Here is a 26505-nt window from a genome sequence, read left to right as displayed (position 1 = left end):
ACAAGACCCCTGATTAAAAATCAGACTGGAAATTCACGCAGCAGCTGCTGCTTCCAGTAAAACAAAATAAAAATCAGCGAGTTAGACCAGTCATCCTGTTGTAACGACTGAGCAGCATCGCTTTAAAAAGGAACTGTGGTACTAATGTACCATCTTTTGCAACAGGATTAATAATGAAGAACACGCAGGTCATTCCAGTCATATTCAGCGCAGCCTTGTTGTCGGCGGCACCACTGCAGGCGCATCAGTTTAATCAGCAGACAGAACTGCAGACATTTGCCAGCAATGCCCGCTTTGAAATGGCTGTTGTCAGTAATTTTGCCGCCAAAGCCGGCACTTTCTCCGGGCAGCTCCAGCTCAACAACAAATCAGCGCAAGCCCTCGCTGCCGGCAGCGGTAACTGGCAGATTTATTTTCACTCCATTCGCAGATTGCAGCTGACCGCACCGGCCGGACTGACTCTTGAACATGTACAAGGCGACTTGCACCGGCTGGCGCCAACCAAAGCCTTTAAAGGATTGGCGGCAGGTGCCGCTTTGACGGTTGAAGTCAGCGGCGCGCCTTATCTGGTGACCTACAGCGATTTTATGCCACGCGCTTTTATTGTTGCCGGCAAGCTACAGCCGGAAGTATTCAGCAATACAGATTCAGAGGATTTCAGTCAGTTTGTCGCGCCGTTGCGCCGCCCGGAACAGCTGTACCGCTATCAGCAGCCTGAACCGGATTTATATAAAGTGGCTACAGCCCAAAGCCGTTTTCAGGACAATCTGGCCGTCAACGCGCCACTTGCTGACGATAGCAGCATCGCCGACCAGATCATTCCGACACCGCAACAGCAAAAATTGCTCGGCGGCAAACTGCTGTTAGATCAGCAGTGGACTATCCGTTTTCAGGGCCGGTTAAAGGCCGAAGCCGCTTATTTGCAGGACCGGTTGGGCCTCGCCGGTCTCGCGCTGAAAACTGTGCCTGGGCTTGCCGATAACAGCGCCAGACAAATCCAGCTGCGGGTTGACCCGGCGCTGACCACGGCGGAAAGCTATCGGCTGCGCATCGCGGATAACCGCATTGAAGTCAGCGCGGCCGACAATGCCGGTGTGTTTTACGGTCTGCAATCCTTACTGGCGCTGACACCGGCGCAGTTCAGCAGCATCAGTCTGGCGCAGCAGGAAATTCAGGACAGCCCACGTTATCGCTGGCGCGGCATGCATTACGACATGGCGCGCAATTTCCATGGCAAAGCGGTCACACTGCGGCTGATTGAGCAGATGGCGCGGTACAAAATGAACAAACTGCATCTGCATCTGACCGAAGATGAAGGCTGGCGACTGGAGATCCCAGGCTTGCCGGAGCTGACCGACATCGGCGCGCAGCGCTGTTTTGATTTAACTGAACAACGTTGTCTGCTGACTCAGCTTGGCACTGGGCCACACAAATCCGGCTCCGGCAACGGTTTTTACACGCGTGACGATTTTATTGAAATTCTGAAATACGCCAACGCCCGCCATATTGAAGTGATCCCGGAAATTGATATGCCGGGCCACGCCCGTGCAGCGATTGTGGCCATGCAGGCGCGTTATCAGCGTTTGCTGAAACAAGGTAAAAAAGCAGAAGCAGAGCAATATCTACTTAGTGATCCCGCGGATAAGTCTAAATACATGACAGTGCAGAACTACACCGACAACTCGGTCAACGTCTGTATGGATTCCAGCTACGCCTTTATTGATAAAGTGGTGTACGAACTGCAGCAAATGTACCGCGCTGCCGGCTTAAAACTGTCGACTTATCATATGGGTGGCGATGAAGTGGGTGCCGGCAGCTGGACAGCGTCACCGCAATGTCAGGCGCTGTTTGCCAAAGGCGTGCCTGGTGTTGCCGGCGTCGCTGACCTTAAACCCTATTTTGTCAGTAAAGTTGCGGCCTTATTACACAGCCGCCAACTGGCATTGGGTGGCTGGGAAGATGGTCTGATGTACGATGCGGTCAATCCGTTTAACCGTGAACAATTTGCCAACAAAAACGTGTATGCCAACGTCTGGGACAACATCTGGGAATGGGGTGTGGCCGACCGTGCTTACCGGCTGGCCAATGCCGGTTATCAGGTGGTCATGTCACACGGCACCCATTTATATCTGGATCACCCGAATGAAACCCATCCGGATGAGCGCGGTTATTACTGGGCTGCGCGGTATACCGACGCGAAAAAGATCTTTGGTTATATGCCGGACGATGTCTACGCCAACGCCGACAAAACCCGTACTGGTGCTGTGATCGACGATTTGGAGCAACTAGTTGGCCGCGCCTTGCCGAAGCTGGAAAAACCAGAAAATATTCTCGGTGTGCAGGGCCAGGTCTGGACCGAAACCATCCGCACTGCGACGCAACTGGAAGAAATGGTCTATCCACGGTTGCTCCCTATCGCCGAACGCGCCTGGCACAAAGCCGACTGGGAAGCTGCGACTGTCAGTGCAACAGAGCGGATGAAAGCCAGAGATCAATCCTGGCAGCGTTTTGCGCGGGCCATGAGTGAAAAAGAACTGCCGAAGCTAAGTCAGGCCGGTGTGCACTACTATCTGCCGCCGGTAGGGGCAGAGATCCAGGCCGGGCAACTGGTTGCCAATATCGCCTATCCGGGTCTCACTATTGAATACAGTCTGGATCAGGGCAAAAGCTGGTTACGTTATCAGGAAGCAGTACCGGTGCGTGCCGGCGCTGAAGTCTGGTTACGCAGCCGGGCTGTTGATGGCCGCAACAGCCGCCTGACTAAATTACCAGAGACTCAGCCCTGATGAGCAGCTGTGAGTGACAAGCGTTCAGGCCGGTTCATTCCGGCCTGATTTTTTCTGCAGGATCTGCTCCATCACCGCGGTCGCGCGTAAAGCGCTGTCACCGGTTGACGGATGTTGTAGTTCACCGCGTAAATGCGCGGCAATATTGGCGACATGATAGTGCTGAATATGCGCCGGATGCTCGATAAACACCGATTCTGTCACACCGTTCACAGTTAACTGCAATGGGTCTTCCTGAAATACCGAAAAACGGATGTGGCCCAAACTGCCGATGATTTCCACCGCATCGCGCCGGCCGTCCGTACCAAAATGCCAGAAACCGCTACCGGTCGCGACATGCCCCCTGGCATCCGGTGCAAACAACCACTGCGCTGTGACCGCGTCTTCGGCCTGGTACAAGCCTTGCTGATTCAGTGCCTGCCCTTGCACCTGTTGCATGTCACCGAGTAAATACATCAATAGATCCAGGCCGTGACTGGCCAGATCAACAAAATAACCACCACCAGCCTGAGCCGGATCGGTGCGCCAGTTCGCGGCGCCGGATAAATCGAGCGGATTCGGGCTGCGGCTGAAATTCCACTGTACATGTCGCACAGTGCCAATCAGGCCGGCATCCAGCCATTGTTTGACTTGTAAAAAACGCGGCAGACTGCGCCGGTAATAAGCGACAAACAGCGGCACACCCGCCGCAGCAAAAGCCGCATTCATTTGTGCGCACTCTTCTGCATCAAGCGCCATCGGCTTTTCAACACAACAGATTTTGCCGGCGGCTGCGACTTTCAGCGCATAAAACAGATGGCTGTCCGGCGGCGTGGCGATATACACCGCATCGATATCCGGGTCATTAATGAGCGTATCAGCATCGCTGTACCACACCGGTACCTGATGGCGACTGGCATAATCGGCGGCTTTGCCGGCATCGCGGCGCATCACGGCCTGGACAACAAAACCCGGCGTTTGCTGATAAGCCGGACCACTTTTAACTTCAGTGACGTTGCCACAACCTAAAATGCCCCAGCGAATTGTGTTGTTCATCAGACAGCTCTTGTTGATCTATTTCGGAAATTGACAGGTTCACGTATCTGCAGTCATGGAGAGTTTACGCAGCAGGAAACCTTTGCGGCAATAAAAAAGCAGGACACTGAACACAGTATCCTGCAAATACCCTTGGATAAGGATTGGCAAATAAAACACAACATCCGTGTGACTGGTCAGCCTGTAACACCAACTACCAATGTTACCGACTGCGACAAGGGAGACAACAGCAGCTACCAGTCGGGCCGCTATCGTGCACCGGCATAAGGTCGCAACGCGTCCGCTTATTCCGGCTAGTCTGCACACAAGTACCACTGACTTTGTGTTCAGGTTAAAAACATCCTACCAACTAATGACAACGCTGTCATTAGTTATTTGCCGAATTTTCAGACATTTTTTCAGCTTTATGGTTGCCACGCTCTCTGCCGCCAAAATAACAACGCCGGCCTGAAAAGGCCGGCGTTTAATCGGGTGCTGAGCCCTATAATTCAGGCGCTGTTTTTGCTGCTATGCAGCTGGCGGATCCAGGCTTGTAACGGCAAAGTGCTGAAAACCGCATGCTTGGCTTGCTGGGCGACTTTGCTAAACAGCTCATCAAACTGTCGCCCAGTCGCCGTCGCTTGTAACTGCGGATAATGGCCCATGCCGTACAAAATAAACCGATAGTTTTCATCGGTGAAGGTTGTCGAGAAAGTGCCGGCTAGATCCATGTACTCACAGACTTTATAACGCCAGGCCGCCAGCTGCGTTTCTAAGCCCGGGCAATAAGCGGCTTTTGCCGCTGCGTCGCGCCAAAAGGCAGAGTCATCGCGGTCGGTCAGGCAATAATGCAGCACAATAAACTGTTTTAAATCAGTGTAAAAACCATTCATCAGCCGATTGTAGGAGTCCCGCACCGGTTGCGTCAGCTCGCTGCCGGCCAGATGTGTCGATAACAGCCGCACGCCAAGGTTAATCAGATGCAGGCCGGTCGATTCCAGCGGTTCGATAAAACCGCCAGCCAGGCCAACCGCGATGCAGTTACCGACCCAGAATTCTTTGCGACAGCCCACTTTCATATCCAAATGGGTGCATTTGAGCACTGCCGCAGCCGGGCCCAAATAGTCCCGCAGCTCCTGCTCGGCCTGTTCGCGGCTCAGGCGTTCGCCGTCATAGACATAACCTGTGCCCTGGCGGTCAACGAGGTCAATCTCCCAGACCCAGCCGTTGGTTAACGCGGTGGCTGTGGTATACGGCTTCGGCTCGCCCGGCAGTTCGCGCTGAATTGCCACCGCTTTGTTACAAGGCAGGGCATCAGTAAAGGACTGCCAGTTATCGGCTTTTAACGCTTCCATTAACAGCCCACGGAAACCGGTACAGTCAATAAACACATCGGCGCTGAATTCGCCCTGATCGGTTTGCACCGCGCGGATATTGCCATCGGCTACCGTTACATCTGTCACAGTCGCGACACTGTGCAGCACACCGGCTTCGATAGCTTTTTTGCGCAGGAAACGCGCCATTTTGACGGCATCTAAGTGGTAACCATAAGGCACCACGCCCTGATACGGCGGCGACTGCGGCGTTTTGGGGCTATGACCGCTGGCAACCAGGTGCGACGACAGACTGGCGCCCTGGTCAAAACGCTCCAGTTCAAAGCGCCGGTCCAGCAGCCAGCTGGTGGAGATATCCAAATCCAGCGGCGGTTTCAGATGGTCAAACGGATGGAAATACTGATGCATCTGGCCGTCGACCGGTTTCATCCAGTTTCTGAACATAATGCCGGTTTTAAAAGTGGCATTGGTCGCTTCCAGCAACTCAGCTTCGTCCAGCCCCATAGCCGCAAAGAAATAACGGATGCTGTGTACTGTTGCTTCGCCAACACCAATGATGCCGATGTCTTCGCTTTCAACGACCCGCACCTGCACACGTGCTTGTTGCTGATTAAAATAGCGGTTCAGATAAATAGCGGTCATCCAGCCGGAAGAACCACCGCCAACAATACAGATAGATTTCATCATTTTTGCCGACCTCTTCAGACTTTTTGTAAACCAAACTGGCGGATACGATTGAGCAATTCACGGTGTGGCAGCAATTGCGACTGTAATTGCGCGGCTTTATGCCGGTAAAAACCAAACATTTGCGCGGCGAGTTCCGGCTGACTGAAGCGATATTGCTGCTGGCTCAAATCAGTGCCGAACTGCATGCCGTACAGCACATAGAGATAATTTTCCAGGTTAAAAATTTCTAACTTGCTATGGAAATCATAAGGCGTGGGCACCTGATGCGCCCATAACGCCAGATTATCCAGCAAACTTTGCGGGCAACTGGCCGGGTCGCGGTTATCGCGCCAAAACGCCGAATCGTCACGCTGCGACAGGAAATAATGCAGTTTGATAAAGTCGATGACCTTATCCCAGGCAGTGCGCACCCGTTGATTAAACCGCTCTGCCAGCAATGGCATCACGGCAGTGTGGGCCGGAAATGAATCCGCCAGCATGCGTGCTGTGGCGTCGTAGACCAACAAACCGGTGGCCTCCAGCGGTTCAACAAAACCCTGCGACAACCCCAGCGCAATACAGTTGCGATGCCAGAATTTCTCGCGGTAACCGACCTGCATCTCAATCCGGCGCGGCGTTAGATGATCAGCATCGCCTTGCAGATACTGCTTAAGTACCGCCAGCGCTTCATCGTCTGAGGTATAACGGCTCGAGTAGACATAACCAGTGCCGCGCCGCTCGGTCAGACCGATATCCCAGATCCAGCCGGCCGGTTGTGCCGTCGCGATGGTGTAACAGGGAATAGGCGCTGCCGGGTCGCGATATGGCACTTGCACCGCCAAAGCGCGGTCAACAAACATCACATCGTTTTTCGGGATAAAAGGTACCTGACAGGCGTCGCCAATTAATAAAGCGCGAAACCCGGTGCAATCAACAAAAATGTCGGCTGTCAGCTCACCGTGGCTGTCAGTCTGGATGGCGGCAATATCGCCGTTGTCAGCAAAACGTACTGCGCCGACATTACCAAACAAATGGCGTACACCCAGTTTTTGCGTCGCATGTTTAGTTAATAAGGCGGCAAACTTGGCGGCATCAAGGTGGTAAGCGTAATTAGTCAGGCCCTGAAACTCGGGCTGCAGTATGGTTTTTGGCCCAAAGCCGGCGTCAGCCACCCGCCCCTGCACGGACACTGCATCTGCATATGAACAGTCCCCGGCCAGGCCCTGCAGCCAATACGGCGTCAGGTCCAGCGTAGCCAGATCCGGATAATCAAACACATGATGGTAATAATTCGGGCTGGCTTGCCCTGGCGCTTTGACCCAGTCGACAAACTTAATGCTTTGCTTAAAAGTGACGTCGCAGTCGCGGATAAATTCGGTTTCGCTGATGCCCAGATATTGCAAACTTTGGCGGATAGCCGGCACCGTGCCCTCACCCACGCCGATGGTCGGAATATCTGCCGATTCAATCAGGCAAATCTCAACACCTGTGCCGTCTGGCCTGTGCAGCTTTTTCGCCAGGTGGCAGGCGGCTAACCAGCCGGCGGTGCCGCCACCGACGATCAATACTTTGCGGATCTGCTGCATCTTCGCCTCCATTACGCCAGCTGACTGATTTTCAGCGCCGCCAGCCGGTTCAGCTGATGCAATGATGTCAGTTGCGCATAAATCGCCGGTAAAAACCCGCGCTGACGCAAATCGGCGAATACGTCCGTTGGCAACTGATTCAGTTTGGCCTCGCTGATGATATAAATGCCGTTCAGCTGATGCTGCTGACCTTTTAAATCAAACTGAAAGCCTTGCGGCACCAGCAGTTCATGTTGTTGCAGCAGTTCAACAAAAGCGGCAGTGACCTGCAACTGCTCAAAGCTTTGCAGCAACTGTTGTTTGCGTTTGCTCAGGTAAGGGGTTTCCTGTCCGCCACTGAACAAGGCTTCACCGTCATTGACCTGTACCTGAGAGGCTGCGGTATTCAGGCCAATACTGAATTGATCCGGTTGCTGCGGATTGGCCAGCAGCACCAACGGGTAGTTAGTAACTGCGTGCGGCAGGTAGTTGGGGCTGACAGAAGCTGTTGCATACAGATTCTCCCCCGGCACCAGGCCGGTTAAAGCGACGGCACGGAATTGACCGGTTTCACTGTCTTTAACAAATACCAGCGCAAACTCAGTACTGGCGCGAACAAACTCATGCACCGACAGCGGGAATAAATGTTGTCGGGCAAAAGGCGCAAAACTACGGGATTCAGTCAGACGTACATGGGCATGGACATCAGGATGCAGCGCGACCACAGGTTGGCTCATACTTCGGCTCCTCGGTAAATGGTGAAAACAGCAGCATGACAGGGATTGTTCCCTTTGCGAAGGGTGCAGTTCCGTGCCGGGCAGAAGTGTTGGTCAAAACACTGGAAACTGTGTTGCACAGCGTTTTGACCAGCACTTTTGCAGAAAGAAAAAGGGAAGTTTCCTTCCCTTTTTTTCATTCAATCAACCACTTAGAACTTGAAGCTGGCGCCTAAAGAAATACGGCGGGCCATTTCATATTCATACAGCGGGAAGCCTTTGGCAAAGCCCGAGTAGTTGGTTTGTTTGTTGTTATGACCAAACTGTTTAGAACTCTCTTCCAGCAGGTTGTTCACGTCCAGCTTCACGTCCAGGTAATCAGTCGCATGATACACAGCGCTCAGGTCCAGAGAACCGAAGTCGTCATGCAGACGGTTACCGTAAGAACCTGATTCACGGATCATGTACTCACTACGCCAGTTGTAAGCAACACGGACCTGGAACAGATCGTTTTCATAGTAACCGGTCAGGTTGTATGAATGACGTGAACTGTCGCTCAGGATTGGGTTCATGTCAGTGAAGGTGTCTTTGTCTGTTTCAGTATCAGTGTAGGTATAGTTGACGATGGTACCGAAACCATTGCCGTAATACGCCTGATGCTGTAACTCGATACCGCTGATAGAAGCATCTTTACCGTTGCCTTTCTGTTCAGTGATCCAGCCGTTGGCGGCTTCATCCGGACGCGTCAGCGGGAATGGAATTTCTGCAGCAGTTGCAGTGCCCTGCGCGATGTTCACGAAGTTCTTCACATCTTTCAGGAACAGTGCAGCAGACACCATAGAGTTGGCATCGTAGTACCACTCGACACCTAAATCGAACTGGTCAGAAATAAATGGTTTCAGACCGATGTTACCAACAATCCAGCGCTGGTTGTTTGGCGTGTCATCGTTGGTGCCCATCACGTTCGGGTTGACGTACATATCGACATACTGTGGACGCGCCAGTGCACGGGCGGCAGAAGCACGCAGGATTTTGTCATCCGCCAGGTCAACGACCATGTTGAAGCTTGGCAGGAACTCAGAATAATCTGCGTCTGATTCTGTTTGCTTTTTGTTCACGTAGTAAGTTGAGGTCGCATCAGTGGTGACATAACGCACACCGAAGTTACCGCGCACTTTGTCAGTGCTGTAGATGGCCATACCATACAGCGCCGCATTTTTCTCCGTGATTTCTGAGTAAGCACCTAAATCTTCGGTTTCACCGGTGATGCTGGCTTTTGCCCAGGCTTTCAGCGCGTTTACGTCAAATTTCTTGATGCTGTAGTTACCGGCACCAACATCAATTGAACCAGCCTGAATGTCTTTGGTAGAGATGACCGGGTTAAAACCAGCTTTCTGAATAAATTCAAAACGACGGCTGGTGGTGTTGTGATCCGCATAACGGAAACCAGTTTTGAATTCAGTGATTGGACCCAGTGTTGATGGGAAGGTCAAATCAGACTGGATATAACTTTCGCCATCAGTTTTTGGTGTTTTGTTGAAGTTCGGACCTGTACCCATGGCCAGTGAACCCGGGTCATAAGTGCCGATGTTCAGGTTACCTGGTGCCCAGCTCTGACCACCACCGGTGAAGTCATACTTACCACCGACGATTGGCGTACCGCCGGTACCATCGTCCACCACCATTTCAAAGTCAGTACCGCCAGTTGATGAAGTATCACCAATCTGGGTGGCCCACTTGTAGCCGTCACCTTCGTATTCAAACTTCAGATCGTACACTTCTGAGTTCATCGTAGCTTCGCGTGGACGAGCCTGATAATAAGCCACGTTCAACGGGCCTTTGGCTTGTGTACCTTGTTTGCCAGGCGTTTTACCGTCACCGCCAATCCAGGCTTCAGTACCGCCTGTACCCCAGGTAGTGTCCGCTTGTGTCAGCCATAATGCATAGTTGGTGTTATCCGCGTCCATTTGCATATCTAAGGCATTGAACACGATATTCAGGTTATCACTTGGTGCAAACTGTAAAGTCGCAGTATAAGCAGAACGTTTACGGTCCTGTTCAAAACCAACTGGGCCAGCACCCCATTCCCAGAATGCTTCGTTACCCTGACGTTGCAGGCTACGCTCTTGCGCCACTAACGATACTAAAGCACCAAAAGTTTCAGCGTCGTTTTTCCAGCTGTACATGCCCGACAACTGTGGGTCGTTGCTGCCTGAATCGCTCTGATAAGTGCTTTCAATAGAGGCGTATGCGGTGTTGGCATCCAAATCCAGTGGTTTACGGGTATGAACCACCACAGTACCACCGATACCACCTTCACTCAGATCAGCCTGAGAAGCTTTATACACTTCCAGGTTACCCACCAGTTCAGATGGCAGTAATTCATAGTTGAAGCTGCGGCGGGCAGGTTCCAGTACGAACCAGCCGGTAGAAGCCACGTTCTGACCGTTCAGGGTCGTCAGAGTTAAATCCTGGCCTGAACCACGGATAGACACACCGGCGCCTTCACCGAACTGGCGCTGGATAGTGACACCCGGTACCCGTTGCAGAGATTCAGCGACGTTTTTATCCGGAAACTTACCGATATCTTCCGCGGTCACGACGTCAACGATTGTATCGCTGAAACGCTTAGCGTTTAAGTTGGCTTCCTGTGATGCACGGATACCGCGCACCTGAATGACTTCTACCTGTTGATCTTTCTTCGCGCCATCAGCCGGAGCCTGCTGAGCAAATACCGGCGCAGTAAACGCCACAGTACCCACCATCAGACCCAGTTTGACCGCTACGGCACATTTATTCATTTTATTGTGCGACATAAGCTTCTCCCATTCCTGTTTTTCTTCGTGTGCGATGAATTTTTATTTGTCCTGCAATGACAACGCTGTCATTAAATCTCAACATACACAAATTATTTTTACTTTGCAAACCCCATCCGCTGATTTTTTAGACTGATTTTGTCGCTTAAGACAAGGCCTCAGTTATGGCTGATTTTAGACCAGGACAGCTGTATTTTCAGGCTATCACAGATCAATCACACTATAACTATATGTATTTATTCATCTTTTTTAATTAAGAAAAATATCAGTCACGCTACTGCTCATTTTTTGATAAATAAACAATTGCTGTTTTGGCCAAAACGTTGTATCCCTTAGTTCAATAATTCTTACAAAATGACTACCGCTGTCATTCCCTGCTTTACAGGGGAAATTTCCAGCCTGTTTTCGGAATACCGGACAGGCTTGCTGACAGCGGCTTATTTGCCTGGAAGCGCTATGAAAGTAACCATTAATGACGTCGCTGAGCTGGCCGGAGTGTCGATCAAGACGGTGTCGCGGGTGATGAACAACGAACCTTCGGTGAAAAAGGCCACGCTGGATAAAGTCACGGCAGCCATCGCCCAGCTGAATTATCAGCCCAATGCCGCCGCCCGTAATCTTGCCAGTACCCGCTCTTACACCATCGGTTATATCTACGACAACCCGAATGCTTATTATGTGATTGATATGCAAAAGGGTTTATTGGATACCTGCCGCAAGCATGGTTATGAACTGCTGATCCACCCGACCAACGCCAAGTCCGCCAACATAGTGCAGGAAGTGATAGACGTCGTGCAGCATTCACGCCTTGCCGGTTTAGTACTGACCCCGCCGTTTTCCGAAATGCCGGAAATTGCTGAAGCGCTGGAACGGATTGATGTCGACTTCGTCCGGATCATTTCCGGCTCGACGCCGTCGCCGAAGCTGACCAACTGTGTGTTGATTGACGACTTCACGGCCGCCTTTAAAATCACCAATCACCTGCTGGAACTGGGTCACACCGACATCGCGTTTTTATGTGGTGATGAAGAACACAGTTCGAGCGGCGAGCGGCTGGCCGGTTTTCAGGCAGCCCTGACCAAACGCGGCATTCAGGCCAATCCAAAATTTGTGGTGCCGGGCAGTTATTCGTTTGAATCCGGTGTCAAAGGCGCCAAACATCTGCTGGCGATGGCGCATAAACCCACCGCCATCTTCGCCTGTAACGACGAAATTGCCGCGGGGGCTTTATTTAGCGCCAGGCTCAGTCACGTTGAGATCCCACAGCAGCTGTCCATTGTCGGCTTTGAAAACAGTCCGTTCTCGCGGCAGACCTGGCCACCACTGACCACAGCGAACCAGCCGAACAGCACTATCGCTGCACAGGCCGCTGAGCTGTTGTTCCGCCACACCAGACCCGGCAATGCCCGCAGCGCTGTGGAACAGCAGCCGGTATTTATTCCGGAGTTGCTGGTACGCGAATCAACCGCGCCCTGCCAGCACTGAGGTCGGCAAATAAAGTTCGGCAAATGAAAAAAGGAGCCCAAATGGCTCCTTTTTCATAGGATGGGTTCAGCTTCAGGGTCCGGTCTTAAGGCGCAATCGACTGCATAATTAATGCTGACAGGTAACCGCCATAAGTGCCAAGCGCATAACCTAATACCGCCAGCAACACACCAACAGGCGCTAACGCCGGATGGAAAGCTGCTGCAACAATAGGAGCTGACGCTGCACCACCGATATTCGACTGACTACCGACAGCCATATAAAACGCCGGTGCTTTTAACAGGCGTAACATGCCAAACATCAGTAAACCGTGGAACGAAATCCAAACCACACCGGCCAGGAACATCACCGGATAATCCACCACTGCGGTGATATCCATATGCATCCCGATACTGGCGACCAGCACATACACCAGCACAGAGCCGACTTTAGACGCGCCGACTGATTCCAGTTCCCGCGCTTTGGTAAAGGACAATAACAAACCAAAAGTCGTCGCAAGCACCACAATCCAGAAGAAACTGCTGGTCAGGCTGTACATCGCCAGTTCCGGCGCATGGGTTTTGATAAATGGCACGATATAGTCTGACAACCAATGTGCAACACCGGCCAAACCAAAACCAACAGCCAGTAATTTAATCAAATCTGACGTAGACGGATTACGCGAATTTTCCGCCTGGTACTTTTCGATTTTGCTTTTTAACGCTTCAATGGCACGGGTATCAGCGCCATTGGCCTGATCAATACGGGACGCATTGGCCGCCATCCACAACAGGATCGCCATCCAGCAATTTGCGACGACTACATCGACAGTGATCATCACCGAGAAGATTTCGCCACTCGGCTGAAACACTTCTTTCATCGCCGCCTGGTTGGCACTGCCGCCGATCCAGCTACCAGCGATAGTTGCCATACCACGCCAGACCGCATCAGCGCCTTCACCGCCCATTTGCTCAGGGAAGAAAGTACCCACAGTCGCAAGCGCAATGGGGCCACCGAGCACAACACCGACGGTACCGGTCAGAAACAACGCCAGTGCCTTAGGGCCGAGTCCTAAAATAGCTTTAAAATCAATGCTCAGTGTCAAAAGCACTAAGCAGACTGGTAACAGATAACGCGACGCCATCTCATAGAGTTTTGAGGTATCGCCATCGATAATGCCGAAAGTGTTAAACAACGACGGAATGAAATAACACAACAATACCGAAGGCACGTATTTATAAAACTTCTGCCAGAACGGATGGTTACTGGCACTGGTATGAAACACAAAGCCTAAAATAAGCGCCAACAGGCCGAGCACGACGGCGTCGTTGGTGATCAATGCGGTTGAAGTCTGCATGCAGAATTCCTTACGTGACAGGTCTACAGAATGAAGTGCAACTGAGCAGGACTTTTTCCGACTTAACGCGAAACAATGGCACAACACATTGTTATCAAGAGTTTTTTACGGTCTAAACTGCGTGGGAAGCACAAGATAATTTTTTTATTATGTGCCGAAACATATCATAGATATGGGTTCTGGCAAAGTCTTGTGCGGTTTTCTGAGCGCTCAGCGCTATGAACGGCTGTGTCTGAGTTTCTCTGCTATCTAATTTGAATTTACATGCGTGAAGAGTCTGAGTTAATTGCACTGCTGTTGTTATTTTCACCGACTGTTGCCAACCATTCAGCGGTATAGCACTAAAGTACCGTTTACCGCCTGACCGCAAACTTCTACCCTGCAGCAAAGCACACAACAACAGCAGAGGGTGTTATGCGGGTACTGATCACAGGCGGCAGCGGCGGTATTGGCTTTGCGGTGGCACAGGCGTATGCCGCTCAGGGCGACGAAGTGATCCTGGCCGATATTAATCTGGCCGTCGCCGAACAAAAAGCGGCAGAACTGATCGCCAGCGGCGCCAAAGCCAGCGCGTTGCTGCTGGATTTAACCTCTCAGGACAGTATTGAAAATACCGCTGCAGCCGCAGGCCAGGTGGATGTATTGGTCAATAACGCCGGTATCCAGCACGTGGCGCGCCTGGAAGAATTTCCGGAACACAAATGGCAGCAGCTGTTACAGGTGATGCTGACCGGCCCGGCGATGCTGAGTAAAGCCTTATTGCCAGGCATGCGCAGCCGCGGTTTTGGCCGGATTGTGAACATCGGCTCTATTCACGCCTTAGTCGCCTCGCCGTTTAAGTCGGCTTATGTCGCGGCCAAACACGGTTTGCTTGGCTTTAGTAAAGTGGTAGCACTGGAGAACGCTGATATTGATTTCACTATCAATACTATCTGCCCGGCTTATGTGCGTACGCCATTGGTAGATGCGCAAATTGCTGCTCAGTGCAAAGAACATCAGCTCAGCGAAACCGAAGTCATCGAAAAAATCATGCTGGCGCCAATGCCACAAAAAGCCTTTATTGGCGTCGATGAAATTGCCGCAACCGCAGTGTTTCTGACCACAGCCGCGGCCCGCCATATCACGGCGCAAACGCTGGTGCTCGACGGTGGCTGGACGGCGCGCTAGCGCCCTTTCCTGCTAACAAAATCTGAGGCACAATCAAAGGCTTCGCGGTGAATGCGGTAAATTCTGAAATGATTCTGAGTCAGGGCAGCATTGGCATTGGCAGCATAGCCGTGCTGTCGCTGCTGTATCTGGCGGTACTGTACAGCGTCGGGCTGCTCGGCCGGCGTCTGACTGGCCGCCATCCGCTCGCGCCCTGGGTGTTTAGTTTTGCCCTCGCCATCTACTGTACCAGCTGGGCCTTTTATGGCGTGACCGCGCAGGCCGCAGTCAATGGCTGGTGGATCCCGCCGACTTATATCGGTTCTTTGTTGTTGTTCTGGTTCGCGTTTGGCCTGATTAGCCGCATCGCTATTGTCTGCCGGCGTTTACGTATCACTTCAGTCGCCGACTTTATCGCCACCCGCTATGGGCATTCCCGCTTATTAGCCGTGATCACCACACTCATCGTGTTGATGGCGGTTATTCCTTATATCGCTTTGCAGCTACAGGCGGTGTCGACCAGTATCAACGCCTTGGTCGGCAGCAGCAGCGGCGGGCCCTGGTATCAGGACACCGGGCTTTACGTCAGCTTATGGCTGGCGATATTTGCCATGTTATTTGTCGGTCGCAGCGCCAAAGCGCATCAGCCCAATCCCGGCCTGATGACGGCTATTGCCTTTGAATCGCTGGTGAAATTATTAGCACTGCTGGCCGTCGGATTTTTTGTCGTGTTTGGGCTGTTTGATGGTTTTAGCGATATTTTTGCCAAGGCAGCCGTCTCAGCCGACGTCCAGCAGCTGCAAAGTCAGGGCGCGCCCTGGTCAGTGTATTGGATCCACGTCTTGCTCGGTTTTGTCGCGACTTTATGCCTGCCGCGCCAGTTTCACGTCAGTTTTGTTGAGATCCAGCATTTGGGTCATCTGCGCTATGCGCGTTGGATCTTCCCCGGCTATTTACTGCTGATGAGCCTGTTTACATTGCCGGTGGCACTGGCCGGTACTTTGTTACTGGGCCAGAGCGCCAGCATCGATTTAGTGGTGTTGCAGCTGCCGCTGTCGGCGAATCGCACCGATATGGCACTGCTGGCTTACTTAGGTGGTTTTTCTGCTGCCACCAGTATGGTGATAGTCGCCACTGTGGTGCTTGGCATTATGATCACCAACGACTTACTGACGCCACTGATATACCGCCAGCAGCAGAAACCGGCCGACGGCAAACCCTGGATCCGCATGGTGACGCTGCGCCGTTTATCGATGTTAAGCGTGCTGACGCTGGGCTATCTGTACTACTTATTGATTGGCACTGAAACCGGTCTGGCTCAGCTTGGCCTGATGGCCTTTGCGTTAATTGCCCAGCTGGCACCGGCGCTGATTTTTGGCCTGCTGAACCGCCGGGTCAATCGTCAGGGCGCTTTGGCCGGTTTACTCTGCGGCGCCAGTTTGTGGGCCTACATTCTGTTGTTACCGGAATTAAGCCGCGCCGGTTTAATCCGCTGGGACTGGCTGAGCCAGGGGCCTTTTGGCTGGCAGGCGTTGGCGCCCAATGCCTTGCTCGGTGGCCAGTTTGATCTGATAAGCCTCGGGGTGGTGGTCAGTCTGAGCATGAATACCTTGCTGCTGTTGCTGGTCAGTCAGCTCAGCCACACCCGGCTGACGGAGTATCTGGAAAGTGCACGTTTTTTCCGCCAGAGCCAGTCAAAACCGCAACAGGTGGCGCCACAGCTGACAGTACAGGATTGTTATCTGCTGGTGCGGCGTTTTGCCGGCGAGCGTGAAGCGCGCTTATTGCTGCAGCGTCAGTTTAAATCGGTTTCACCTCAGCTGGAGACGCGCGCGCCACAAGCGCTGCAGCAAAGCACAGAGCGTACGCTGGCAGCTGTGGTTGGCGGTGCTTCGATGCGGTTGTTACTGAACGCCGCCGGCAAAAACAGTCAGCTGCCGCTGGAATCTGTCGCGCGTTTTGTCGACGAAGCCAGTCAGGTCTATCTGTTTAATCAGGCGCTGCTGCGCGCCACTATCGACAATATCAGTATGGGCATCAGCGTGGTGGACGCCGATTTACGCCTGATCGCCTGGAACCAACGTTATCTGCAGATGTTTGCTTATCCGCCTGGCCTGATTGAAGTAGGCCGGCCGGTCGCGGATTTAATTCGTTATAACGCCGAACGCGGCTGGTTCCATGACAGTGCCCTACCCGATGCCACGCAAATCAGCGCCGAAGTAGAAAAACGGCTGAATTTTTTACGCCAGGGCAGCAGTTATCGTTTTCAGCGCCGCCAGCGCGACGGCCGGGTGTTTGAGATGCAGGGCCATCCGCTGCCGGGCGGTGGTTTTGTTACAACCTACAGCGATGTCAGCTCTTTTATCGAGGTGCAACAACAGCTCGAAGCCAGTAACAGCACGCTGGAGCAACGGGTGATGAGCCGCACCGCCGAGCTGGAGCAACTTAATCAACAATTGGCCGCCGCCAAACAACAGCTGGAAGAACAAACCGCCAGCAAAAACCGTTTTTTTGCTGCAGCCAGCCACGATTTGCTGCAACCCTTTAATGCCGCCGCATTATTTTGCGGGCTGATCCGCGAGAAAAGCAGCGATGGCCAGGTGCAGCAACTGGCGAAAGATTTAGCGGCGTCGTTAAATTCCGCTGAAGAACTCCTGGCCGGTATTCTGGAACTGACCAAACTGGATGCCGGCGTGATTAAAGCGCAAAAAGCGCCGGTAGCAATGACCAGCCTGCTGGACCAAATCGCCCGCGAAGCCGGCTTAATCTCAACCGGTAAACCGATTCGTTTCCGCTACCGGCCAAGCCGGCTTTGGGTGGATACTGACAGCCGTCTGCTACGCCGTGTGGTGCAGAATCTGGTCGCCAACGCCCTGCGGTACACCCCACAAGGCAAAATCCTGTTGGGCTGCCGGCGCTGCCACTGGCAAGGGCTGCCGGCGGTGCGGATTGAAGTCTGGGATACCGGCGTCGGCATCAGTCCGGATGAACAACAACGGATTTTTCAGGAATTTCAGCAGGGTAAAGAAGCGAATAATCAGGGCCTTGGCATTGGTCTTGCCATCAGCCAGCGCATCAGCGATTTGCTGCAGCATGCGCTGACTTTGCACTCCGAACCAGGCAAAGGCAGCTGTTTTGCCGTGACAGTGCCGGTCTGTGCATCGGGCGCGACTGCAGCACCTGCGCTGCAACCACGTGAGCAGTCGGTCAGTTTCCGCGGTAAAACAATCTTATTGCTCGATAACGACCCGCAATTATCCGGCGCGGTCGCGGCATTGCTCAGAAGCTGGGATTGTCAGGTACTGGTGGCGCAGCAGCCTTCTCAGGCGCTGCATTGGCTCAGCGAAGGTCATCCGGTGGATTTATTGTTGTTTGATTATCATCTGGACCAGGGCGCGACCGGTGTCGAAGTGGCGATGCAACTGCAGCAGCATTATGCGTTGCAGGTGCCGGTGTTAATCCATTCCGCCGATCAACAACAACAAACCCGCGACCATGCACTGAATAACGGCTTTCACTTTATGCTGAAACCACTCAAACCGGCCAATCTGAAGCGGTTGCTGCAACGCCTGCTGCGCTGAGCGCCGGGGTTAAATCTTTAGTCGGCCGCGACACAAGCCTGATTGCGCCCGGCCAGCTTGGCCTGATACAAAGCCCGGTCGGCGCGGCGGAACAGCCGTTCGTAATCTTCGTCTGGCTGTAATTGCGCGACGCCAAAACTGGCGGTCAGCGGATGGACATCACAGATGTAGACCTGGCGTAATTCGCTGATAATCCGCTCGGCAATCAACAAAGCGGCCGGCTGCGCGGTTTGTGGCAATAACACGACAAATTCATCGCCGCCAAAACGGCCAAGCAAATCCGTCGGTCGCAGCGACAGCTGGGCTAAACGCGCCAGTTGCTGCAGCGCCTGATCGCCAACATGGTGACCAAACTCATCATTAATTTTTTTGAAATAATCGATATCAAACACCAACAGCGACAAAGGCCGCTGTTCGTGCCGGCTACGGCTGATCTCAAGCGTTGCCCTTTGCTCCAGCCGGTCACGGGACGCCACTTGTGTCAGGCTGTCAGTAAAAGCCACTTTGCGCAGTTGCAGGTTATCTGCCAATAAAGTCGGAATGGCGAGGCCAAATAAGGTGTTCGCGGCAATGACGTTGATCGCAAACTGATAGACCATCACATAGTCCATCAAATCAAACAGATGCACCCAAAAGGCAATCAGGAAACTCGACAGCGCCACACTACTGACATTAAGTAATGCCGATTCGGAACAGGCGATCCACATATGCGGGATCACCAGGAAAAAAATCGCAAAAGCGCTGTTTGGTGAATCTGTCACTTTCGCCAGCAGCATGCATGCAGTCAGTAACAGACCGTTCAGCAACAGTTTCAACAGATAACGCGAGCTGAACTTTTGCTGTTGCAGGCCCGCCATATCGGTCAGACGAAACAGCGCGCCAGGTAAAACCCGACTCAGCAGGCCAACAAAAAACGGCGCCAGCACCATGACACCGGCCATATCACCAATCCAGAACGGCAGCCAGGTTGAGGCGATCTCAGCTTCCGTCATCATGTCAGTGATCACCAAAGTCGGCAGCACCAGCCAGGTGGCACAAAATGAACTGACGGCTGCAATCACCAGGAAGGATACGATGATCCGGCTAATATCGCGGGCGCCGCGTTTGGCCAGCGTGCGCAAGGCAATAGCACCGACGGCATAAGGTAAAATATGCGCCAGGCCAAATAACAAACCGGCCTCGAGAATTTGCCACGGCGGCAGCTGAATATTGTAGTGGCGGGCGGTGTAAAAAGTGATAAGCACGCAGCCTGTCAACAAGGCCGGTAACACAGAAAAACCCAGTAATAACAACGATGCGAAAGTCAGGCCCGCGACCGGATACCAGACACTGGCGTGATGGGTATATTCCACCAGCCAGCCGATCTCAAACACCAGCAGCCACAGCAGCAATAACAACAGGTTGCGCAGCAACCAGGATTGCTGCAGCCGGTCTTGCCAACGTTGGCGGTCAAACAGCGGCGCTTGGGCCAGACCTTCAGGTTTCACTTACTGCAAATTCCAGTAATAAATACTGCCATCATCACTGCCACCCACTGCGGTTTTACCGTCCGGCGTCAGCATCATTGGCCAGTTCATCAGCTTGGTGCCATATTGCCACAGTTGCTGCCCAGAGCAAGCGTCGAACAGATAAAAGTTACCCGGTGATTCCTTTTGATCGCTGCCGCCGGAGCTTTCATCCGGTTTACCGTCAGTGACACTGACCAGGGTTGCTGCAGCGTCTAAAGTCACGCCCGGATTCACCGCATATTGCACCGGTTTGCTCCATTTCAGCACTGGCCCCCAGATGGGATAGTTGGCGATCTCAGACGCTGTTTGCTCTGCATCCACCCGGTACAACACCCCGGCTTCGCCTTGGTTAGCACCGACCACTATCACCAGTTCTTTGGCTGGCGTTTCAGTGATGGCGATGGCATAGGCGATATTAAGCCCGGTCAGCGCCGGTTTATAGACAAAAGCTGTGCTGGGCTGTACCGCCTGAAAAAACGCGCAGCTGCCATCGTGTAACGCCGCGGCGGCATAAGTGCCATCTGTGGTCGTCACCACCCGCATCACCCCTTGTGCTTGCTGATAACTGGTTGCTGCGCCGAATTTGCCGTTATCCAGCGCAATCTGCTGCACCAGCCCGGTGTAGACCGGTTTCACGTTGTAGTTGATAGCGCCGACCCAAACCCGGCCGCCGTTTGGCGCCAGCACAGCGCTGTAACTGGAAAAGTCGGCCGAAAGCGCCAAGCTGTCACTCAGTGACCAGACCGGCACCAAGGTGCTGCCGCTGGCATAGTGATACAAGCGTAATTCGTGCTGGAAATCCGCCAGCAGCAAAGTGCCGTCACTGCTGAAAGTCAGTTGATTGACGCGGGCAGGTAAGTTGTTATCCTGAAACAGAATACTGCCAGTGCTGGCATCGAGGATACACAAAAAACCACAGGTTTTACTGGTTTCGCCACCACAGGCGGCAAAACGTTTATCGTCACTGACGGCGACCCAGAAAATGCCCTGCGTGACGTTGGCGGCGGTAACCGGCACCGACCAGAGTTGCTGGCCAGTCGCGTCAAAGCCATAAAAATTAAACTGCCCGCTGCCAAATTCGCTGGAGGTGCCGCCAACGGTCAGTTGACCATCCGGACTGACTGCCACTGAATTGACCTGTAAACCGGTTTGCGGTGTTTTTTGCCAGCTGGGCTGGCCGGCGCTGCCTGATGTTGCTGTTGTCATCTGATTGTCCTGTATTGCTGCGAAAGATTTCAGCATGCAGGAAACACATTTCAATCACAACATCAGGTTAACAGACGAGTCCCGCCGGCTTACCGCATACCGGCCGGGCAGCTGGCACTTTGCCAACGCGAGTCACTATCGAGTTTAAACTGCACGTCACCGTTTTGTGCCTGGCCCGGCAGCGGCATTTTGTACTGGCCGGTGCCCTGCATGTTCATCTGCATCCATTGCGGTGTTTTTAATGTGACAGTGCCCTGCAACGAGCCGGTGTAGCCGCCCTGATCCTGACACTGGCCTTTGACTGACACCGAATTGGTCGTGCTGCCGGTCAGTTGTAACTGGCAACGCGGTAACTGCTGTTTGGCTCTGGCCAGCCATTGCTCCGGCGTTTTTAACAACGCGACTTCAGCCGCAGTTAAACATTCCTGCGCCGTACTTAAGTCTTTTTTCGGCATCATACCGGCGACTAAAGCCCGTTGTTCCGCCGGCACCGCCGCCAGCATTTGTTGTTGCAGTGCTTTCATCTGCTGCAGAATATCCTGGCCATTGACCAGCACCTGATGCTGACTGCGCCAGTGACCGGTTTGCGGCTGCAGCTGAGTAGCATGGCTGGGAAAAATACTGAACATAGTGGAACAAGACAGGACAAACAAAGTGATTCGGCGCATCTGGCGCTCTCCCGGAAGACTCAAGACTGGCAGTTAGAGGCTACAGGGTATCCGGAAGTTTCAGTTTTTCAAATAAGATCCCGGCCAGGGTACGATTATTGACATTGAGTTTGCGCAAAATCGCCGACACATGCTGCTTGACGGTGGTTTCCTGCACATTCATTTCATAAGCGATTTGTTTATTCAGCAAACCATCGGCAATCATTTTTAACACACGAAATTGTTGCGGCGTCAGCTGCTCGAGCCGCCCGGCAAATTCGGCGTCAATCAAATCCTGCGCCTGCGCCACACTTTGTTGTAAATCCGCCGGCAACCAGGTGTCCCCCGCCAGCACAGCGTCCACCGCTTCGGTTAACACGTCCAGCGGCGCCGATTTGGGCAGATAAGCGGCAGCGCCTAATTGCAACGCTTGTTTAATCACGGCCGGGTCTTCAATCGCCGACACCATCAGAATAGAAATATCCGGATATTCAGTACGCAGCGCGGTTAAACCGGCAAAACCTTCAGCATCCGGCAATTTCAGATCGAGCAGAATTAATTGGGTATCCGGATGTTCGCGCAATAAAGGCCACAACTGCGCCATGCTGTGCGCCTGATACAGGCTGGCCTCAAGGCCAAGAATCGTCTGCAGTGCCTGCGATAAAGCAATACGGAATAACGGGTGGTCATCAGCAATAATGGCAATCATAAGTCACAGGTCCAGACAGCAGAACAACCATGATGCGGGAGCAGACAAGCCGGTGCAAGCATTACACTCACACCGGCTTTGATGGCGTCGCGCAGTTGGCAGGCACAGCGCCTGAACAGCCCCGCGCCAGCAACTCTTCTTCTTTAACTAGTCATCAGAACCGGTAACCCAGTGACAAACTCACTGTTCTTGGGTCACCATAATAGGCCGTGATGGTTTGTTCGGCCGCCAGCAGCGGGAAGTTGTAACCGGCGATGCGGGTGATCTTATCGCCTAAGTTACGGCCCTGCAGTGACACGTCCCAGTGGCCATCAGCGGAATACCAGGTGGCGCCGGCGTTAAACAACGTGTAACCGCCGTAGTCCAGCATCGATGGCAGCTCAAAAATCTGCGTTTCGCTGCGGTGGGACAAGTTCGCATTCAGCACCAGTTCGCCGCCATACATCGCCACTGTGTATTTGCCGCCTAAAGTCGCGGTCAGTTCTGGCGTGTTGGCAAAGGACCATAACCCAGACACGTCTGACGTGGTTTTAGTCACGGCATCATAAAACAGCACTTCGTTAAACTTGGCGTCGGTATAACCAACAATCAGGTTAAATTGCAGGGCATCGCTGGCCACCGCCGTGGCTTCCAGCTCAATACCATTGATATCAGCGCTGGCGGCGTTCAGTACTTGTGATGCCACAGTGTTATTCACCGCACGTTGCACTGTCACTTGCATATCATCATAAGCTGAGGCAAACACTGCGGCATTTAAACGCAGCCGGCGGTCCAGCCATTCGCTTTTCAGACCCAGCTCATAAGTATCGACCGTTTCTGGCTGGTACGGATCGCCGGCATTTGGGTTGACCGACTGGTTACCACGCATATCAAAACCACCGGATTTAAAGCCGTCAGTATAAGAGCCATACACCATCATGCTGTCATTGGCCTGATATTCAAAACCAACACGTGGCGAGAAATGGCTGAAACTTTCACTGCCTTTAAAATCCGACTGGGTGCCGATTTTGGTCGCGGTATTGCGTGGCAGTTTGTAGCCAAGATACACATAACGATACACGTTGGCGTCTTTGTCGTCTTCGGTATACCGACCACCCAAAGTGAACGACCACTGGTCATTCAGCTGATAAGTACCCTGCGCATAACCGGCAAAAGAATCCGTTTGCACACAGCCACCGTTTTCGATGGTCACGCCAAGGCCAGACACCAGCACAGTACCAAAGGCACCACAGGCGTCGCCTTCAAACGAATACAGGCCTGACGCAAACTTCAACGGGCCACTGTTATACAGGAACTGCAATTCGTGTGAAGTTTGTTCATCTTCATAAAACGCCGGCACATCGAGCGAAGGCAGTTTGGTCGAGTCAAAGTCGATGTTGGTATCGGTGACGCCTTCACGCTTGGCAGTGATGGCTTTCATCGTCCAGTCGGCATTGATATCCCAGGCCATTGTCAGTGAGTGGCCTTCGGTACGGACCATGTTAGTGGCCGGCATACTGGTGTTGGAGTCGTAGACATTCGACGGCGGCGTTTCTTTGGTCAGTAAACTCGGCGTTAAGCGGTGGCCGCCTTTGGAATTGGAATCATCTTTGGTTTTGTCGTAGGCAAAGTTAAAACGAAGATTGTCCAGCGCCTGATACTGCGCACTGAAACGACCAGTGATGATGTCTTTGTTGTAGTTTTCTGCGCCGGTATTGAGGTATTTACCAAAACCATCACGGTCGTAAAATGCGCCGGCTCCACCGATGGACAGCTTGTCAGTAATGGCTTTCTGGCCAGACAGTTTTAAGTCGCGCTGATGGTAGCTGCCGACAGTGCCGCGAATAGCAAACTCGTCTTCACCGCTCAAAGGCTTAGTGACATATTTCACCGCGCCACCGATAGTGTTACGGCCGTATAAAGTACCTTGCGGGCCGCGTAATACTTCAATGCGCTCGACATCATAGATATCCATTGCCGCGCCTTGTGGACGCGCCATGTACACATCATCAATGTAGATGCCGACGCCAGGCTCAAAACCCCACAGCGGATCTTGCTGACCAATACCGCGAATATAGGCGGTTAAAGTGCTGTTAGTGCCGCGCGACACCTGCAGCGTAGTATTCGGTGATTGCTGTTGAATCGCCGTCAGGTTTTCGATACCTTTTTGTTTTAAATCTTCGGCGCCAATCGACGTCACCGCCACCGGCACCGATTGCAGGTTTTCTGCAGTGCGTCGCGCCGTGACCTGGATCACTTCCAGTGCTGCTTCTTCTTTTTTGACATCTTTGCCAGCTGCCGCATCCTGTGCATACACAGGGCCTGCCAGCACAGCGCTGATGGTCAGCGCCAACAGCGCCGGTTTAAACGAATTGTCAGTGGTACGGTTTAATTTATAGTTATTCTGGGCCATCGGGCATCTCCTGCTGATCTCGGCTATCACTTATCTTTCTGAATTATTTCAGTTACTTGTTATAGTTGCTCCGGGCGTTTCGCTGTGATACTAACCCGCTTAATACCCGCTGTCATAAAAATCGGGGCACAGGCAAATCAGTGACAAAACGCTCAGACTGATAGCCTTACTTTAGGCTGAACTGATGAAATGTTAATCTGTACCTTAGTACTATAGAGATACGCTGCCTGATGGCTCAGACTCAGAAAAAACCGAAGCAAGGACTTTTTTATGCTGAGTTTAACCGGCTTGTTGCTCGGGCTCTGCCTGCTGATTTGGCTGACGATGCGCGGGCTGAACCTGTTTATTTTGGCGCCTTTGTGCGCCTTGTTTGTCGCTGTCACTAACGGTATTCCGTTTTGGCAAGCCAGTGGTAATACCGATTTTATCCACGCTTACATGAACGGTTTTTCCGGTTTTGTCGCCGCCTGGTTTCTGATGTTTTTGTTAGGTTCGCTGTTCGGCAAACTGATGGAACACAGCGGCGCCGCCGATGCTGTCGCTTTATGGATTGTGCAAAAACTGGGCAGGGCGCACGCCGTTGCCGCTGTGGTGCTGGCTTGTGCCGTGTTGACCTATGGTGGTGTCTCGGTGTTTGTCGTGGCGTTTTCGGCCTACCCGATGGCGGTCAGTTTGTTTAAAGACGCCAACTTACCGCGCCGTTTTATTCCGGCCGCGCTGGGTTTGGGTTCAGTAACCTTTACCATGACTTCCGCCGGCTCGCCGGAAATCCAGAACTGGATCCCTATTCAATATCTGCACACTTCGCCTTATGCCGGCTGGGAAGTCAGTATTGTGGTGGCGATTTTTATGGCCGCTTTTGGTTATGCCTGGTTAAGTCAGATGATTCGCAAAGCCGTGGCGCAAGGTGAAGTCTTTATTGGCCGCGACAGCGACCCGCAGCTGACTGACCGCAAGTTACCGCATCCGTTAATGGGCCTGATTCCGCTGTTGGTGGTGCTGGGTTTATCGAACTGGCTGCATCATAGTCTGCAGCAGGCGGCGCTCATCGTAGCGCTGAGCGGCGGCGTGCTGGCGCTGTATGTGCTGAACCGGCGTTTTATTCAAAGCCTGGATAAAGCCATTAACGAAGGCGTGTTGGGCTCTCTGCTGGCCATCGGCAACACGGCGGCTGTGGTGGGTTTTGGTGCTGTCGCCAAGCTAACACCTGCGTTTAACGACATAGTTCAAACCATGACCCATCTGCCTGGGCCAGAACTCTTGGGTGCTGCGGTCGCGGTCAGTGCTATTGCTGGCCTTACCGGCTCTGCCTCCGGCGGTCAGGCCATTGCGCTGCCGGAACTGGCGCCTGTCTATCTGGACCGGGGGGTCGACGCGGAAGAGTTACACCGTGTGGTGGCGATTTCATCCGGTGCTTTGGATTCACTGCCGCATAACGGTTATGTGGTCACCACCATCCGGGCCATTTGTGGCGAAAGTCACCAGCAGGCTTATTGGCCCGTCGCGGCAGTGACAGTGGTAGTGCCGGCGCTCGGGACTGGCCTGGCGATTTTAATGTTTCAGTGGTTTTAACCGGTTTTTAAACAGGATTGTTTCGC

At 52.9% G+C, this 26505-nt stretch carries 16 protein-coding genes; 5 read left to right on the top strand and 11 right to left on the bottom strand.

Going from position 1 to position 26505, the window contains the following annotated elements:
• Nucleotides 1–173 precede the first annotated feature (173 nt).
• A complete protein-coding gene (locus ABNT34_RS04235; RefSeq protein ID WP_348729104.1) occupies nucleotides 174–2786 on the top strand; it encodes a family 20 glycosylhydrolase in 2613 nt (870 codons plus the stop codon).
• A gap of 24 nt (nucleotides 2787–2810) precedes the next feature.
• Here the strand turns inward: ABNT34_RS04235 and ABNT34_RS04230 are convergent, their stop codons facing one another.
• The 5 genes from ABNT34_RS04230 to ABNT34_RS04210 all read right to left on the bottom strand — a co-directional run bounded on the left by ABNT34_RS04230 (nucleotide 2811) and on the right by ABNT34_RS04210 (nucleotide 10897).
• Entirely contained in the window at nucleotides 2811–3821 is a 1011-nt protein-coding gene (locus ABNT34_RS04230; RefSeq protein ID WP_348729102.1) for a Gfo/Idh/MocA family oxidoreductase, read from the bottom strand.
• A 488-nt stretch (nucleotides 3822–4309) separates the two neighbouring features.
• Nucleotides 4310–5821 carry a tryptophan halogenase family protein gene (locus ABNT34_RS04225; protein ID WP_348729100.1) on the bottom strand — a complete coding sequence of 504 codons (1512 nt, stop codon included), beginning with the start codon at nucleotides 5819–5821 and terminating at the stop codon, nucleotides 4310–4312.
• A 14-nt stretch (nucleotides 5822–5835) separates the two neighbouring features.
• Nucleotides 5836–7386 (bottom strand): tryptophan halogenase family protein, encoded by a 1551-nt coding sequence (locus tag ABNT34_RS04220; protein ID WP_348729098.1) that lies wholly within the window; start codon nucleotides 7384–7386, stop codon nucleotides 5836–5838.
• Nucleotides 7387–7397: 11 nt separating this feature from the next.
• Nucleotides 7398–8102: a SapC family protein gene (locus tag ABNT34_RS04215; RefSeq protein ID WP_348729097.1), complete on the bottom strand. Its 705-nt coding sequence runs from the start codon at nucleotides 8100–8102 to the stop codon at nucleotides 7398–7400.
• A 191-nt stretch (nucleotides 8103–8293) separates the two neighbouring features.
• The gene (locus ABNT34_RS04210; protein WP_348729095.1) at nucleotides 8294–10897 is read right to left on the bottom strand and encodes a TonB-dependent receptor; all 2604 of its coding nucleotides are present in this window, start codon (nucleotides 10895–10897) and stop codon (nucleotides 8294–8296) included.
• A 456-nt stretch (nucleotides 10898–11353) separates the two neighbouring features.
• On the opposite strand from ABNT34_RS04210, the gene ABNT34_RS04205 reads away from it, so the two are divergent.
• The gene (locus ABNT34_RS04205) at nucleotides 11354–12382 is read left to right on the top strand and encodes a LacI family DNA-binding transcriptional regulator (protein ID WP_348729093.1); all 1029 of its coding nucleotides are present in this window, start codon (nucleotides 11354–11356) and stop codon (nucleotides 12380–12382) included.
• Nucleotides 12383–12467: 85 nt separating this feature from the next.
• Here the strand turns inward: ABNT34_RS04205 and ABNT34_RS04200 are convergent, their stop codons facing one another.
• Nucleotides 12468–13718, bottom strand: a complete 1251-nt coding sequence (locus ABNT34_RS04200; protein WP_348729091.1) for a DUF819 family protein — start codon at nucleotides 13716–13718, stop codon at nucleotides 12468–12470.
• A 414-nt stretch (nucleotides 13719–14132) separates the two neighbouring features.
• Between ABNT34_RS04200 and ABNT34_RS04195 the strand changes: the two genes are divergently transcribed.
• A complete protein-coding gene (locus ABNT34_RS04195; protein WP_348729089.1) occupies nucleotides 14133–14885 on the top strand; it encodes a 3-hydroxybutyrate dehydrogenase in 753 nt (250 codons plus the stop codon).
• Between the two features lie 68 nt (nucleotides 14886–14953).
• Complete coding sequence (locus tag ABNT34_RS04190) at nucleotides 14954–18445, top strand: PAS domain-containing hybrid sensor histidine kinase/response regulator (RefSeq protein WP_348729087.1); 3492 nt, start codon at nucleotides 14954–14956, stop codon at nucleotides 18443–18445.
• Between the two features lie 17 nt (nucleotides 18446–18462).
• Here ABNT34_RS04190 and ABNT34_RS04185 read toward each other — a convergent pair whose 3' ends face one another.
• The 5 genes from ABNT34_RS04185 to ABNT34_RS04165 all read right to left on the bottom strand — a co-directional run bounded on the left by ABNT34_RS04185 (nucleotide 18463) and on the right by ABNT34_RS04165 (nucleotide 24907).
• Nucleotides 18463–19932 carry a diguanylate cyclase gene (locus tag ABNT34_RS04185; RefSeq protein WP_348729085.1) on the bottom strand — a complete coding sequence of 490 codons (1470 nt, stop codon included), beginning with the start codon at nucleotides 19930–19932 and terminating at the stop codon, nucleotides 18463–18465.
• Entirely contained in the window at nucleotides 19933–21159 is a 1227-nt protein-coding gene (locus ABNT34_RS04180; RefSeq protein ID WP_348729083.1) for a WD40 repeat domain-containing protein, read from the bottom strand. It abuts the gene before it with no gap.
• Nucleotides 21160–21248: 89 nt separating this feature from the next.
• A complete protein-coding gene (locus tag ABNT34_RS04175) occupies nucleotides 21249–21827 on the bottom strand; it encodes a DUF3617 family protein (protein WP_348729081.1) in 579 nt (192 codons plus the stop codon).
• A 40-nt stretch (nucleotides 21828–21867) separates the two neighbouring features.
• Nucleotides 21868–22515 (bottom strand): response regulator transcription factor, encoded by a 648-nt coding sequence (locus ABNT34_RS04170; RefSeq protein WP_348729079.1) that lies wholly within the window; start codon nucleotides 22513–22515, stop codon nucleotides 21868–21870.
• 154 nt (nucleotides 22516–22669) lie between these two features.
• Nucleotides 22670–24907, bottom strand: a complete 2238-nt coding sequence (locus ABNT34_RS04165) for a TonB-dependent receptor (protein WP_348729077.1) — start codon at nucleotides 24905–24907, stop codon at nucleotides 22670–22672.
• Between the two features lie 270 nt (nucleotides 24908–25177).
• On the opposite strand from ABNT34_RS04165, the gene ABNT34_RS04160 reads away from it, so the two are divergent.
• Entirely contained in the window at nucleotides 25178–26479 is a 1302-nt protein-coding gene (locus ABNT34_RS04160) for a GntP family permease (protein WP_348729075.1), read from the top strand.
• The last annotated feature ends 26 nt before the right edge of the window (nucleotides 26480–26505 follow it).

Origin of the sequence: Rheinheimera texasensis, assembly GCF_964031785.1 — a bacterium.
GTDB classification, from domain to species: domain Bacteria; phylum Pseudomonadota; class Gammaproteobacteria; order Enterobacterales; family Alteromonadaceae; genus Pararheinheimera; species Pararheinheimera texasensis_A.
The sequence above is the reverse complement of the archived record's forward strand: the minus strand, read 5'-3'. Positions and strand labels throughout refer to the sequence as shown.